Source organism: Pontiella agarivorans (assembly GCF_034531395.1).
Taxonomy (GTDB): Bacteria; Verrucomicrobiota; Kiritimatiellia; order Kiritimatiellales; family Pontiellaceae; genus Pontiella; species Pontiella agarivorans.
This window is the reverse complement of sequence record NZ_JARVCO010000008.1, coordinates 21,541-36,430: the sequence shown is the minus strand read 5'-3', so window position 1 is coordinate 36,430 and position 14,890 is coordinate 21,541. Positions and strand designations below refer to the sequence as shown.

The 14,890-nt window shown below is 56.8% G+C and carries 10 protein-coding genes and 1 tRNA gene; 7 read left to right on the top strand and 4 right to left on the bottom strand.

Going from position 1 to position 14,890, the window contains the following annotated elements; translation table 11 throughout:
- Position 1 precedes the first annotated feature (1 nt).
- Positions 2-838 carry a translation elongation factor Ts gene (gene tsf / locus P9H32_RS07205; protein ID WP_322608218.1) on the top strand — a complete coding sequence of 279 codons (837 nt, stop codon included), beginning with the start codon at positions 2-4 and terminating at the stop codon, positions 836-838.
- Between the two features lie 52 nt (positions 839-890).
- Here tsf and P9H32_RS07200 read toward each other — a convergent pair whose 3' ends face one another.
- Positions 891-2,321 carry a sigma-54-dependent transcriptional regulator gene (locus P9H32_RS07200; RefSeq protein ID WP_322608217.1) on the bottom strand — a complete coding sequence of 477 codons (1,431 nt, stop codon included), beginning with the start codon at positions 2,319-2,321 and terminating at the stop codon, positions 891-893.
- A gap of 168 nt (positions 2,322-2,489) precedes the next feature.
- Here P9H32_RS07200 and P9H32_RS07195 point away from each other — a divergent pair, with 168 nt between their 5' ends.
- From P9H32_RS07195 to P9H32_RS07170, 6 genes are read left to right on the top strand one after another with little or no spacing between them, the layout of a single operon-like run.
- The gene (locus P9H32_RS07195; RefSeq protein ID WP_322608216.1) at positions 2,490-5,828 is read left to right on the top strand and encodes an MFS transporter; all 3,339 of its coding nucleotides are present in this window, start codon (positions 2,490-2,492) and stop codon (positions 5,826-5,828) included.
- The gene (locus P9H32_RS07190; protein ID WP_322608215.1) at positions 5,825-6,607 is read left to right on the top strand and encodes an esterase/lipase family protein; all 783 of its coding nucleotides are present in this window, start codon (positions 5,825-5,827) and stop codon (positions 6,605-6,607) included. The genes P9H32_RS07195 and P9H32_RS07190 overlap by 4 nt, the downstream gene beginning before the upstream one ends.
- Positions 6,604-7,062 (top strand): hypothetical protein, encoded by a 459-nt coding sequence (locus P9H32_RS07185; RefSeq protein ID WP_322608214.1) that lies wholly within the window; start codon positions 6,604-6,606, stop codon positions 7,060-7,062. The genes P9H32_RS07190 and P9H32_RS07185 overlap by 4 nt, the downstream gene beginning before the upstream one ends.
- A complete protein-coding gene (locus P9H32_RS07180; RefSeq protein ID WP_322608213.1) occupies positions 7,059-8,387 on the top strand; it encodes a B12-binding domain-containing radical SAM protein in 1,329 nt (442 codons plus the stop codon). The genes P9H32_RS07185 and P9H32_RS07180 overlap by 4 nt, the downstream gene beginning before the upstream one ends.
- A 15-nt stretch (positions 8,388-8,402) precedes the next feature.
- Positions 8,403-9,734, top strand: coding sequence for a DUF2157 domain-containing protein (locus P9H32_RS07175; protein ID WP_322608212.1), 1,332 nt, complete (start codon positions 8,403-8,405; stop codon positions 9,732-9,734).
- Positions 9,731-10,306, top strand: coding sequence for a GDYXXLXY domain-containing protein (locus P9H32_RS07170; protein ID WP_322608211.1), 576 nt, complete (start codon positions 9,731-9,733; stop codon positions 10,304-10,306). The genes P9H32_RS07175 and P9H32_RS07170 overlap by 4 nt, the downstream gene beginning before the upstream one ends.
- Here the strand turns inward: P9H32_RS07170 and P9H32_RS07165 are convergent.
- The 3 genes from P9H32_RS07165 to P9H32_RS07155 all read right to left on the bottom strand — a co-directional run bounded on the left by P9H32_RS07165 (position 10,272) and on the right by P9H32_RS07155 (position 14,881).
- The gene (locus tag P9H32_RS07165) at positions 10,272-10,415 is read right to left on the bottom strand and encodes a ClpX C4-type zinc finger protein (protein ID WP_322608210.1); all 144 of its coding nucleotides are present in this window, start codon (positions 10,413-10,415) and stop codon (positions 10,272-10,274) included. The genes P9H32_RS07170 and P9H32_RS07165 overlap by 35 nt on opposite strands.
- Before the next feature lie 45 nt (positions 10,416-10,460).
- Positions 10,461-10,537 (bottom strand) — tRNA-Met (locus P9H32_RS07160).
- A gap of 195 nt (positions 10,538-10,732) precedes the next feature.
- The gene (locus P9H32_RS07155; RefSeq protein WP_322608209.1) at positions 10,733-14,881 is read right to left on the bottom strand and encodes a sulfatase-like hydrolase/transferase; all 4,149 of its coding nucleotides are present in this window, start codon (positions 14,879-14,881) and stop codon (positions 10,733-10,735) included.
- Positions 14,882-14,890: the final 9 nt, after the last annotated feature.

Here is a 14,890-nt window from a genome sequence, read left to right as displayed (position 1 = left end):
AATGGCTATTACCACTTCAATGATTAAAGAACTTCGCGATGCCACCAGCATGGGCATCAACGACTGCAAAAAAGCCCTCGAACAAACCGACGGTGATTTTGATGCAGCCGTTAAAATCCTTCGTGAAAAAGGCGCGGCCGTTGCCGCCAAACGCGCCTCCAAAGAAGCTAAAGAAGGCATGGTCGCCTCGCTCGTCGCCGACGATGCCAAATCGGCCGGTATGCTCGAAATCAACTGCGAAACCGACTTCGTTACCCGTAACGAAGACTTCCAGGCGTTTGTTGAAGAAATGCGCCTCGACGCACTGAATCACGAATCCGACAAAATGGCCGAAGACGTGAAAGATAAAGTTGAAGAAAAAATCGCCTCGATCGGCGAAAAAATTCAGCTTCGCCGCAACGTCAAATGGGACGTGGAAGGCATCGGCGCCATCGCCACCTACATCCACATGGGCGGCAAGGTCGGCGTTCTGCTCGAACTCGGTTTCGAAAAAGAAGAAACCGCAGCGTCTCCGGTTTATAAGGAACTGGCCAAGGACCTGACCCTGCACGTTGCAGCGGCTGCTCCGGCCTACCTGAACCGCGACGAAGTTCCGGCCGAAATGCTGGAAGAAGAAATGGACATCGCCCGCAAACAGCTCGCAGGAAAGCCGGAAAATATCATGGAAGGCATCCTCAAGGGCAAGGCGAACAAATTCTACAGCCTGATCTGCTTCCTGGAGCAGGGCTTTGTTAAAGAAGACAAAGTCTCCATCACCAAGCTGCTGGAAGAAAAAGGCAAAGAACTGGGCGACACCATCACGGTGAAACGCTACATCCGCTACCAGCTCGGCGCATAATTCAATCCTCGCGATTGAATGCAGAAAAGCCCGTCATCACGACGGGCTTTTTTTATGCACTCACATTCTTCTTCACCGTCCGCCAGTCGAGGCCGGTGCGGCGGGCCACCTCCCCGTAGTTTCCATAGACGGCATAGAGCTCCCGGCAATATGTTTCAACCACCTCCCGGGCCGTCAGGCTGCCGGAAACCATCGCCTGCTCCAGTCCCTCATCGGCAGGGGAATCTGCGGAAGCATCGCCCGAATACGACCCCGTAATCATCACCCTGCGGATCGCCTGCTCCAGCTCACGGACATTGCCGGGCCAAGCATAATTGCGCCCCACGTCCTCCTTGAGTTTTCCAAGGATTGGAAATTTCAGGTCCGCCCCGCAGATCCGCTCCATCAGATGTCCGGCGAGCATTTCCAGCTCTTTCGGTGTCTGCCGGATCCGCTCGCGCAGCGGCGGAACCGTGATGATGTCGGAGCAGAGCCGATAATAAAAATCATCCCGGAACTCGCCCGCCTTCCGCAGTTCGTCGATGGATTTGTTGGTGGCGGCAATCACCCGCCCGTTAAAGCGCAGCTTTTCGTGACTGCCCACCGGCGAGAAGGTGCGCTCCTGCAGCACCTGCAGCAGCTTGATCTGAATCGGAATGCTCACATCTCCGATTTCATCCAGAAAAATGGCCCCGTAGGCACTGCACCGCGAAAAAATACCCTCATGCTTTTCGATCGCCCCGGTAAACGCGCCCTTCCGATGCCCGAACAGCTCCGACTCAATCAGCGCGGCCGGATATTGCGACAGGTTGATCGCAACAAACGCGCGGGTAAAACTCTCCTCAAACTTCTGCGCCTGGGGATTAAACGGAATATAGCCCGACCGACCGATCGCCGCCGCGGCCGCGCCCTTGCCCGTCCCGGTCTCGCCCAGCAGCAGCGTGGAAAAATCTTCCATGCGGTTCCATAAACACGATTCATACCACGCAATTTCGTGCGTAAAAATATTATCCCAGAGCCGGGCCCGCAGCTGCTTCATCGCCGGGGATTCCCCGACCAGGCCGGTTGAAATAAAATAATAGGCGCGCCGGATCTGATAAAACATCGCCACATACCGCCGCGCATCCTCGCGCCCGAAGCCGAACCCCGTCAGGTCTTCCAGACATTGGAAGGCAAAAGGTGCGCGCAGCGATTCATCACCCGCTGCGATCTGCTCCTCGATCAGCCGGTCGAACTGATCCATGTAACGATGGAAAATGTGGAACAGAATACTGACGCCCACCGCCCGGACCTCTTCGCCTCCGTCCCGGTCAATCACAAGCTCCCCGGATTCCCTGAGCTGCCCGATCTCCTCCTCCAGCCGCGTCAGCAGCGGCTGAAGCATGGAATGCCAGTCGGCTGTCTCGTCCGCCCCGACAATCTGCCGGTCAATATCCACCCGTTTTTCGCCGAACGGATTACTGAACGCCGCCTGCGATACCATTTTAAAAAAGTTTTTATCCATACGTAGTATGTATATCCATCATGCATTTAATGTCCACATACAAAAATATATAAAACAAGCCGATATTCGTTATTCGCATGTATACATACACTTACACCAATCCGAATTCCGCTGGCACACCCTGTGCATTAAGGGGAGTTGTTGAACAACCAACCTTCAGGAGCGGAAATGAAAAATACATTCAAATGGTTAAATATCAGTCAGGCCACCGGGGCCTTTAACGACAATGCCTTTAAGATGACGGCGGTCATCGTGCTGGTTTCCCTGCTGGGCGATCAGAGCCTGCCGACCGTCATCGCCATCTGCTCAGCACTCTTCGTTATCCCTTTTATCCTCTTCTCCAATGCCGCCGGCTCTTTGGCCGACCGGTTCAGCAAGAAAAACATCATCATCGTCAGCAAATGGATGGAAGTCGAGCTGCTGGCCATCTCGGTTCCCACCCTGATTTCCGGTCTGGTCTGGCCGGTCTATGCGCTGCTCTTTCTGCTCTGCACCCAGAGTGCCCTCTTCGGTCCTGCCAAACGCGGCATTGTGCCGGAACTGGTGAACGACGAAGAGCTCTCCCGCGCCAACGGCTTCCTCACCGCCGCCACCTATGTTGCCATCATTCTGGGCACTGCGCTGCCCGCGCTGATGGTCGGTTATCTCGGGCTGAGCCCCCTGCTGGTGCTGGCAGTCTGCGCCGCGCTGGCCCTGACCGGTGCCTTTGCTTCCTATAAAATGGCCGACGTTCCGGCCTTTGGAAAAACGCGCCACACCTCGCCGTGGATTATTCCCGATGTTGTGCATGCGGTTAAATCGATCAAAACCGACAACTGGGCCAAGCAGGCCATGCTCGGCCTCGTGCTCTTCGGCGGCATCACCGCCCTGTTTCAGCAGACCCTCGTGCTCTATGGCCGCGAAGCCCTCGGCCTCACCGTGGAGCGCGCACCGATGCTTTTCCCGCTGGCCGCCGTCGGCATCGGACTCGGCGCGCTGCTGACCGGAAAACTGTCGAAGCACACGATTGAAATCGGCCTGATTCCGGTCGGTGCCCTGGGTGTGATGCTCAGCGCCATCGGCCTTTCGCTGGCAACCGGCCCTATCGTAATCGGCGGATGGATTGTTTTCCTGGGCATGGGCTGCGGCATGTATCTGGTTCCACTCAACGCCTTCCTGCAGCAGCGCGTTCCGGCCGATAAACGCGGCGCGGTTTTCGGAGCCACCGATTTTCTGAGTTTCTCCACCATGGTGGCGGCCTCCGGCCTCTTTTATCTGCTCACCAACGTTTTCCACATGAACGCCCGCGGCTGCGTGCTTGTGACCGGACTGATCGCCGCAGTGCCGGCTGTAATCGCCTGCCTGCGCCTGCCGGGCTTCTTCACGCGCTTCTGGCTGATCCGCCTGGTGAACCGCCTCTATAAAATCCGTTTCCAGGGATTGGAAAATCTGCCGCGCGAAGGCGGCGCCCTGCTGATCTGCAACCACACCGCCTATGCCGATGCCCTGCTGCTGCAGGCCGCCACCGGCCGCCCGATCCGCTTTGTCATGTCGCGCGATGTGTTCAAAACCTGGAAATGGGCCTACCCCTTCTTCAAACTCACCGACTGCATTCCGATTCATACCTCCGACGGACCGCGCGCCCTCGCCCGGTCGCTAAAAGAAGCGCGCGAAGCCATGGAAGCCGGCGCCATCGTCGGCGTCTTTCCGGAAGGCGCCCTGACCACCAACGGCAACCTGATGAAATTCAACAAGGGGTTCGAAAAGATTGCCCGCAACAGCGGATGCCCGATTATTCCGGCGCATATCGGAAATATCTGGGGCAGCATCTTCAGCTTTAAAAACGGCAAGCCGGGCCTCCGTAAACCGGAGCAGTTCCCCCGCCCGGTCTCAGTGCGTTTCGGCCAGGCCCTGCCGACCGACACTCCGGCCGATGAAGCCCGCTGCGTGATCGCCGAACTCGGCGCCAACTATGCCACCGAACAAAGCCTGAAACCCGGCAATACGCTGGCTCATAAATTCATCGCCCAGGCCCGCCGCAACTGGTTCCGGCCGATCATCTCCGACACGCTCGGACAGAAAGCAACCTATGGCAAACTGCTGACCGGATCGGTTGCGTTGGCCAACCGCATGAAACCGCAGATAAAAAATCACCAGAACATCGGCATCTTCCTGCCGACCTCCGTGGGCAATGTGCTGGCAAATCTGGCGCTGACCCTCTCCGGAAAAACCGCCGTTAACCTGAACTGGACCGCATCTGCAGACGCCCAGGTCTCGGCCGTGAAACAGGCAAAAATAAAATATGTCATCACGTCGCGCCGCTTCCTGCAGAAAACCGGGGCCCCGGACCTTCCGGTACGCCGGATCTACCTCGAAGACCTGCTGAAAAACCTGGGCCGCGTTGAAAAGTTCCGCGCCCTCCGCGCCGCGCTGTTCGCCTCACCGCAGCACCTGGCCGGCGGACGCGAACCGCAGCCGGGCGACCTCGCCACCATCATTTTTTCCTCCGGCACCACCGGTATGCCGAAGGGCGTCATGCTCAGCCACGCCAACATTCTCTCGAACGTGGAATCCACGCAGGCGGTTCAGGCCTTCACCAAAAAAGATTCCATGTGCGCCATCCTTCCGCTGTTTCATGCCTTCGGCTATCTGGGCCTGATGTGGTGGCCGCTGCTCAAGGGCATCCGCACGGCCTATCACCCCAACCCGCTGCAGACCGCCCGCGTAATCCGACTGATTAAAGAAGAACAGCTGACAGCCCTGCTGGCCACGCCGACCTTCCTGCAGGCCTACACCCGGAAAGCGGCCGCCGAAGATTTCCAATCATTGGAACATGTAATCACCGGCGGCGAAAAACTGCGCACCGATGTGGCCGACGCGTTTAAAGCAAAATTTGATCTCCAGCCGCTGGAGGGCTACGGATGCACCGAGCTTTCGCCTGTAGCCCTGCTCAGCCTGAAAAACGGATACCGCGCCGGCGCCGCCGGCCAGCCGCTGCCGGGCGTCGCCGTGCGTATCGTAAACCCGGAAACCCGCGAAACGCTGGCCGACGGCGAAGCAGGTCTCATGCTGATCAAGGGCCCCAATGTCATGCAGGGCTATCTGAACCAGCCGGAAAAAACCGCCGAAGTCCTGCAGGACGGATGGTACAACACCGGCGATATCGCCACCATGGACCCGCGCGGATACGTCAGCATCAGCGGCCGCCTTTCGCGCTTCAGTAAAATCGGCGGCGAGATGGTTCCGCACGGAGCCGTCGAGGAAGCCCTGCAGCAGGTGGCCGAATCCGAGGAGCCGTGCGTCGCGGTGGTCGGTGTCGAAGACCGGGCCAAAGGCGAACAGCTCGCCGTCTGCATTACCCCGGCCGCCGGCGATCCGGAAAACCTGATTTCCAAACTCCGGAACCTGGGCCTTCCGAACCTGTGGATTCCGCGCGCCGCCAACTTTTTCCACCTGCCGGAACTTCCAACCCTTGGAACCGGTAAACTCGATCTCCAGTCCGTCTATAAAACCGTGAGGGCATCATGAAAATTATTCTGCTGACCGGAATTCTGATTATGACCGCGTTTCTTCTGTATGGAACCCCCGGATTTCACACTTGCGCAAGTGTGAAAAAACAGGAAACCGTCGTGCTGCTTCACGGGCTCGCCCGTTCGTCCAAAGCCATGAACAAGCTGGAGAAAAAACTGACGGCCGAGGGGTATACCGTCATCAATCACGACTATCCTTCAACCTCCGCAACCATCGAAAAACTGACGGCCGATATTTTCCAATCCCTGGAACCGCAGATCTGTCCGGCCGCACGGGTGCATTTTGTGACCCATTCCATGGGCGGGATCATTCTGCGCGAATACCTGGAAGACCACGATCTTCCAAACCTTGGAAGAGTCGTCATGCTGGCACCGCCGAGCCGCGGCAGCGAGGTGACCGATAAACTCGGCGGCGTCTTTCTTTATCAATGGATCAACGGTCCGGCCGGGAATCAGCTGGGTACCAACGGCCACCCGCTCCGGCTGAAGGCTCCGGAGTTTGAACTGGGCATTGTGGCGGGCGACCGCTCGATCAACCCGATTCTCTCCATGCTGATTCCCGGCCCGGACGATGGCAAGGTCGCGCTTGCCCGGGTGAAACCTGCCGCCTACACCGATTACCTCCAGCTCCACACCACGCACGCCACGATGATGTGGAACCGGACGGTGATTGAGCAGACCGTCCTCTTTCTGGAATCCGGCCGCTTCACCGCAGGCCAATCATCCTGCTCCATTGAGCACCCTCCAACCAAACAGCCCCCCGGAGGCCCGGCATGATCAATATCACGGCAGCATGGATCGGCTTTGCGCTCGGAGCGGTTTCCGGCGCTATTCCCGGCCTGTTTTTTCACCGGCCGGACTGGCTGGGCGGCTATACCTCGTGGCCGAGGCGCCTGATCAGGCTGGCTCACATTTCGTTCTTCGGCATCGGCTTCCTGAATCTCGGGCTCGGGCTTACCGCCCGTGCACTGGACCTGAACCCCGGCGCTTCATCCGTTCTGATGATGGCCGGTGCGGTCATGATGCCGACGGTCTGCTACCTCAGCGCCTTCAAACCGGCGTTCCGGCACCTGTTTTTCATTCCCGCCGGCGCCGTCCTGATTGCCATCATTCTGTTCATCATTCACGTAGACGGAGCATCCTCCTCCGTCATGCACTCCCAGCAGGAATCCCCAATTTCCACCACGAAGCTTGAAGCTTCGTCTACGTTCCAGAAAGGAGCCACACCATGAAAATTGCATTCATCGCCATGAGCGGCATTCGGGCCTGCGACCCCGAACTGCTTGAACTCGGACTCACCCTCCCGGGCTTTGTCGAACGCAGCAAACAGATTGCTTCGCTGCCCAGCCTCGGCCTGCTGACCCTCGCGGGCATGACCCCATCACATCATGACGTCTGCTATATGGAAGTGCCGGATATCACCGCCGAGCCGAACGAACTGAAAAAATTCGACCTGGTCGCGATTTCCAGCTTCAGCGCACAGATCAACGAAGCCTACGAACTGTCCGCACGTTACCGGGCCATGGGCGTGCCGACCGTCATCGGCGGACCGCACGTGACCGCCCGGCCGCATGAGGCCCGTAAATTCTGCACCTCGGTGGTCATCGGCGAGGGGGAACCGGTATGGCATGAGATTCTGGCCGATGCGGAACAGGGAAAACTCAAGGTGTTTTACGATGCGCGCGGCCTCGACTTTGATCTGGCCGATGCCCCGATGCCCGCCTTTGAGCTGCTGGACATCGAAAAGTATAACCGCCTCACGGTGCAGACCAGCCGGGGCTGCCCGCATAACTGCTCGTTCTGCGCCGGTTCCAACCTGATCTGCAACCGGTATAAGCAGAAGCCGGCCGCGAAGGTGCTGGCGGAGATTGACAGAATCTGCGCCATCTGGCCCCACCCGTTCATCGAGTTTGCGGATGACAACAGCTTTGTGAATAAAGCCTATTGGAAGGCGCTGCTGCCCGAACTGAAAAAGCGGCGCATCAAATGGTTTACTGAAACCGACCTGTCCGTCGCCGAAGATCCCGAGTTGCTGCGCCTGATGCGGGAATCCGGATGCGCCCAGGTGCTGATCGGGCTTGAAAGTCCGACGCCCGGCCCGCTGGACCATCTGGAAATCAACGCCAACTGGAAGCGCGGCCGATTCGCAGCATATAAAAAAGCAATTCTGTCCATTCAGTCGCACGGCATCACGGTGAACGGCTGTTTTATTGTCGGGCTCGACGGCCAGACCTCCGCGGTGTTTGATGACATCTTCACGTTTGTGAAAGAGACTGAACTCTATGAAGTCCAGATCACGATCCTCACGGCCTTCCCCAGCACGCCGCTGTATGAACAGCTCAAACAGGAGCACCGGCTGATCGAACCGACCAACTGGCGGAAGTGCACCCTGTTCGATCTGAACTTCCGGCCGCGGAATATGACCGCCGAAGAATTAACGAGCGGATTCCGGCAGCTTGGTGTAAAACTCTATTCGGAGGCATTCACCGGATGGCGGCGGGACACCTTTAAAACCAACCTCAGGAAATCCGCCCGCCTTGAGCGGATCAGTGCCTAGGCCAAGGAGCGGATTATGCGAAAAGTCTCATCAAAAAATATCCAATGGCTGGAAAAGGAACTGCCCATCCTGAAAAAGGCCGATGTAATTTCGGCCGAAACCGCGGGGCGGATCAAATCCTACTACCGGACCCAGACCGTGAGCGGCCTGCACTGGGCGGTCATTGCGTTTGCCGCACTCGGCTCCCTGCTCATCGGGAGCGGCATCATTCTGCTCTTTGCGCACAACTGGGACGATCTGAGCCGCCCCGCCCGCGCCGTACTGTCGTTCTGCCCGCTGATTGCCGGGGCGCTGCTGAGCACGGCCGCCCTGCTGAAAAGCGACGGCCCCGCCCTGCGGGAAGCGGCCGGCATTTTCCACTCGCTCATGGTGGGCGCATCCATTGCCCTCATCGGCCAGACCTATCATCTGCCCGGCGACGCCCCCGACTTCATGCTCACCTGGGCCCTGCTGGCCCTTCCGCTGCAGTTTCTGCTCAGCTCCACCGGGGCCTATCTGATTTACCTGGGGCTCATCGGCGGCTGGTCCGTCGCCGCCCAGGCCGATCTCGGCCAGGCGGCAGCCTATTGGCTGCTGCTGCTTCCGGCCCTTGGAAAACTCTGGGGCATGATCAAGGTCAAACGCCACGCGCCCGACACCCTCATCTCATTCTACGGACTGCTGATTGCGGTACTGATTTCCACCGGCGTGGTTTTTGAAAAGACGGTGCCGGGCCTCTGGATCGTCGCCTACTCGGCGCTGCTCAGCGGCATCGCGCTGGCCGGGCTGAAACTGTACGGCAGCGAAGAGGGCTGGAGCAATCCTCCCAAAACCGTCGGCATCATCGGAATCGCCCTGCTCAGCTATCTGTTCACCTGGACCTATTTCTGGGACGACATCGGATGGAGCTATGTCCGGCACAGCTGGAACTACAAACCGTGGGGCCAAACCTTCGACATATCCATCACGCTGGTCTTTATCCTCATCTGGCTGGCCGCAACTTTCAGCACCATCCGAACCCGCACCACCGAAACCCTCGTGCCCGCCGCATTTCCAGTCCTTGGTATACTCTGCTTCCTGTTCGGTGTTTCCGGCGGAACCTCTGCTGCGACCGCCAGCGGGCTGATCTTTAACGGCTTCATGCTGTTTTTCGGCATCCTCTACATCGTGCTCGGCTGCCGCAACGTCCGGCTGCGTCAGCTCAACGGCGGCATGGCCGTGGTATCGCTCCTGCTGATCACGCGCTTCTTCGACCACCGCTTTTCGTTCGTCGCGCGCGGCATCATCTTCATCCTGCTCGGCTTCAGTTTTCTCGCGGCCAACGGGGTGATACTGAAACGCAAAAAACAACAGGAGGCGGTATCATGAAGAAAATCTATCTCCTCGTCCTGCTGCTCACCGTGTTCATTCAGCTGGCTGTGCCGGTCCGCATGATACTCAACCGCGAAAAAGTGCTGCGCGACGGCGAGCGATTCAGCTTTAAAACCCGGCCGATCGATCCGGCCGATCCGTTCCAGGGGCGCTTTGTCCGGTTGCAGATCCAGGATGACTACTGCACGGTCCCGCAAGAAAAAGCGGCGGACTTCCGCGGAAAGCAGCGGATTTATGCCGCCATTGAGGTGGATGAGGACGGCTATGCCCGGTTCACCGAAGGCTTGCAGGAAATCCCTGAATCCTCCGCCTACCTGAAAACCCGGACGCGCGGCGGATACACCGCGGTCCGCGACTCAGAAACCTGCAAGGTTGGGCTGCAGCTTCCCTTCAACCGGTTTTATATGGAGGAGGACAAAGCCCCGCGGGCGGAAAGAATCGCTGCGGACGCTTCGCGCCGGGGCGACTGCTGGGTGGATGTGCGGATTCTCAACGGCCGGGCCGTGATCGAAGACGTCTATGTGGAGGGCGAATCTATTCGCTCGCTTTCGCGCGCTCCTCGGCAATGACCTGATTGCAGATTTCGACGCACTCATCGCAGATCGCCACATTCTGCTCGGTGGCCGCAACAATCACATCGACCTCGTCTTCAGATCTTCCGCAGAATGAACAGTTCATAACGATCTCCAGCTACAAAAAAAGCCGCATGCGCGGCTTGAAAAATGGTGGCTGAGGAGGGACTTGAACCCCCGGCACGTGGATTATGATTCCACTGCTCTGACCAACTGAGCTACTCAGCCATCGGTGATAAGAGGTGAGGAAGATAGTTAAACACTCCGGCCTTGGCAAGGCCATTTCTCAAACTTTTTTTCGCGGGTTTTCCAGGCACTGAAAATGCCCGGAAAAAGATAAAAAAATCGAAGGTTCCGCAAAGCCTGCGAATGAGCCGCATCCGCTTCCGCGGCGCAGAACGCAGGATTTTCCGCGCCGGGACCTTAGCGGCTGAAGGTGGCATCATAATTCGGCATATTATTGGTTTCCCAATTCCAATATCCCGCTTCGGTATCATGCCACAGCGGATCCACAGTATCATTAGTCCAGATCAATCCATCCGCAATCATATCATCAAGTATGGTCTCGTTTCCGGAGACGATATCGTTGGATTCGCTATAGTCCGTCACAATGTCATACAGCTTCCAGCCCCCATTATTCAGCCGGTTGGCTTTATAGCGGCCTTTACGAATCGAAACATGGTTTGCTCCGCTGTTGTGCCGCAGCCAGATTACGGCGTCATCGTTATGCGCATCCCGGCTGGCCAGAATCTGAGTCCAGACATCCTTTCCCGAAAGAACCTTCCCGCCCGGCACCGAAGCATCAGCGAGACGCGCCAGCGTGGGATAAAGATCGTATGGATAGATCGGATGCTCATACATTCCGGGCTCTGTAATTTCCGCCGGATAATGGATAAACATCGGCGAGCGTACCCCCCCTTCATAGGTATCGCCTTTGCCCCCTTTGAGCGGTCCGTTATCGGCCTCGTTTTCGTTATCTGCAGCATCGCGTTCTTTTCCGCCGTTATCGCTGAGAAAAACGATCAGGGTATTATCGAGCTCTCCCTGCAGCGTAAGCGTTTCAATGATATTGCTGACGCCACGATCGACCGCATGCATCATGGCGATTCCGTTCTGCTCGCGGGTATAGTTATCTTCATCCCCATCCCCGCCGAACAATTCAATCAGATCCTCCGCCTTGCCCTGCATCGGTGCATGCGGTGCGTTATAACAGAGGTAGAGGAAAAACGGCCGGTCGGCCGGTCGGTTTTTAATGAATGCCACGGCGTCATCCGAAAAAATATCCGTGATGTAATGCCGTCCCGGCCCTGGATCCACAGCCGGATCAACCTCCTCACCGTTACGGGTCAGCCAGAACTGGTAATCATTGACGACGGCCGGATTGGTTTTGGACATCCATCCATCGGAATAATAGTTATGCCCGCCGCCGAGCATGCCGTACCAGTAGTCGAAACCCCGGTTGTTCGGATGATATTCTTCGGCCACTCCGCAATGCCATTTTCCGATGGCACCGGTGTGATACCCCGCCCACTGCAGCACCTTGGCAATAGTGGTTTCATTGGTATGCATCCCCACTTCATTTGCTTTTTCATATTGCGGATAAGCATCAAGAAAAGCCTGCGACGGCCGATCAGCTGTTTCGTAGGGATGATTTTTTGAGCCCCCGAAATGATGCGGATAGCGTCCGGTCAGCAGTCCCATACGACTCGGGCCACAAAACGGATGCGGCACATAAGCCTGTGAGCAGATAATGCCGTTTCCTGCCAGTGAATCAATATTCGGGGTGGAAGGACTCAACGGTCGCGCCTCCCCGAAAATATCTGCCATAAACCCGACATCACAATAGCCGAGATCATCCATAAGAATCATTAGAATATTCGGTTGCGGTCGACGGAAAAGCCGATTTCGGAAATAGAGATTATCCATACCGGTAATATCAAGCTGTCGGTTGACCTCGTTATACCCCGCCAAGGTCGACGCGGCAAAATTGGTCGATGCCCATTCGGTGTTCCAGACATTGGAAGTCAGGCTGTCGGTCCATTCCCAGACATAGGAAATTCCCGGATTCGTATGCGCTGTTTCCACGGAATAGAACGTAACAGCATTGATCCCGTCGAATTCAAGATAGGCTTCCATCGGTCGGCTTTCCGCATTTACGGGATTTCCGCCGAAAGCAAATTCGGCAACATCGGATGCTCCGTCCATATCAAAGTCGGCATCTTTATTTCCACTGAGTGCGTAGTTTTCATAAAATTCCTGCCACCCGGTCTTCACAACCGGGACGGACTCAACCTCAATCTCCAGTGCGGCCGTATCTGTTCCGCCCACGGCACTCACCTGAACAGTAAAACGGTTGGTCCCCAGATCCGGAGACTGCGGCGTTCCCCAAATCACCCCGTTCGTTTCCACAGTCAGCCACGCGGGGCCGGACAGTTTGCTGAACGTCAGCGGATCCCCTTCCGGATCAACGGCATCCAATGCAATACTGTTGGTATAGCCCGTATCCACGGTCGCCACGGGCTTCTGAATCGGATCCAGCGTAAATGCCGGCGGATGCCCTACGAGCGGAACGGAATCGGTGAAGGAATTGAATGTATCCACTTCGCGGCTGCCGGTTGCCACCTGAAGCTGTTCATCCGTGTTGCCCGAGGTGAGACCGGGATACACCGGCCCCGCATTATAAAAATCCGACGCAGTGACAATACCGGTCAGCGTTTCATCAACCACCGTAAAAGCAGTAGCGAGGTTTTCCAGCCTGAGCGAAAGGCTCCAGGACGAAGCATCGGCTCCTTTGGTTAAAACCGATGTCATTTTCAGCCAGTCCGACTGACCGATTCCGGACGACAGACCGAGGACACTGCCGGAAAATTCTGCTGAATATTCAAATTGCGATGCATTTGAATCATCGCGAGAAAGCGTCTGGATGCTGAATATATCCGGGGCCGTTTTCACGCGCCGCAACCGCACCTGAACCTCATTTGCGTCAACCGACCATTCATCCGAATAGAGATGGGCATACAAAATGTAGCTTGTTGCTGAAGAGCCCGTGTTCGTGCTGTTGAAACGGAACACCGATTCCGATGTAATACGTTCGCCCTCGGCAAGCAGTGCATAGGAATTGAATACGGCATCGCGGTACGTTGTATCCGGATCAAAAACAAGCACCCCTTCCCCACCGTCATAACCGGAAGCATGGGTATTCACCGTATTCGCCCCCATAGCCACCCAGTTCGAACTGTTGTTTACATCTCCATCCACATAGCCCTGATCAATCGTGAAGTCGACCATCACGCTGTGTGGATTCCACGGCACCGGTGGACGTTCAACGGTGATGTTCAATGTCGCCGAATCAGCACCTCCGGCCGCAATGACCTGAACCGTAAATTCATTCAACCCCTCATCGGATTCGGCCGGCGTGCCGTAAATGGTGCCATCCGGATCCACCGACAGCCACGCCGGACCGCTTCCTTTGGAAAAGGTCATGGGATCACCTTCCGGATCGCTGGCTTCCAAGGCAATACTGTTGGTATATCCCAAGCCCCGGGTTGCATTCGGCTTGATGATCGGATCGTTGGAAAATGCCGGCGGGCTGCCCACTGCCGGAGCTCCGTCCACAACGATTTCAAGGATGGCACTGTCCGTTCCTCCCACTGCGCTTACTTCAACAGTAAAGGTATTGGTTCCGGTATCAAATACCCCCGGCGTTCCGGTAATCTGACCATTGGTCTCAACGTTCAGCCAGGCCGGACCCCCGGTTTTATAAAACGTCATTGGATCGCCGTCGGGATCCGATGCATCCCCTGCAATACTGTTGGTATAGGCCACGCCTTCCATGGCATTTGATTTAATCACAGAATCTGCAATAAACGCCGGCGGACCGCCGATACTGCTGACGGCCGTGACCTGAAAATAGCCCATATACGGTCCGATGTTCGTTCCCGAACCGCTGGGCAGCACGATATAGCACCCGACAGCGGTGACCCCCGACAAATCAACGGATACCTCCGGACCGATTGCAGCGGCCCCGTTGGTGATGGGAGTGAAGGCATACCAGGTTGCAGCCGTCGCATCAGGCAGATCGACTCCGCCCGCACCGTTGACGCGGTCTGATCCCAGCGCGGCATACCAGGCTCCGTCTTTATGAATGAGAAAATAAAGATCGGCACTGCTTTCTCCCGCAGCGTAGCCATACCAGCTGAAACCGGTAACCAGGTCATCCGTTGTTAAAAAGTCATCCCATACAAACATGGTTTCCATATGAGTGACATCGGCGACGAGTCGGATGCGATCGAACCCACTGTTGTTCTGCGTCTGGGCACTGTCGAATGAACTCAGACTGGCCGACACCTGAAACATAGGAGAACGCGATGCGGTGTTAAGCTCATAATATCCCGAATCGATGTAAACATCCGGCTGACTGCCGGAATAATTGGTGGTGATCGAACCGTCGACAAAGTTTGCCGAACTGCTGACCACCGCATTATGCCCTCCGGATTCCCCCCACTGCACAATAACCGATGCTTCCGCGCAGGCTGCGCTCAGAATCAGCATGGATATAATAGTATGTTTCACCGTCGCATC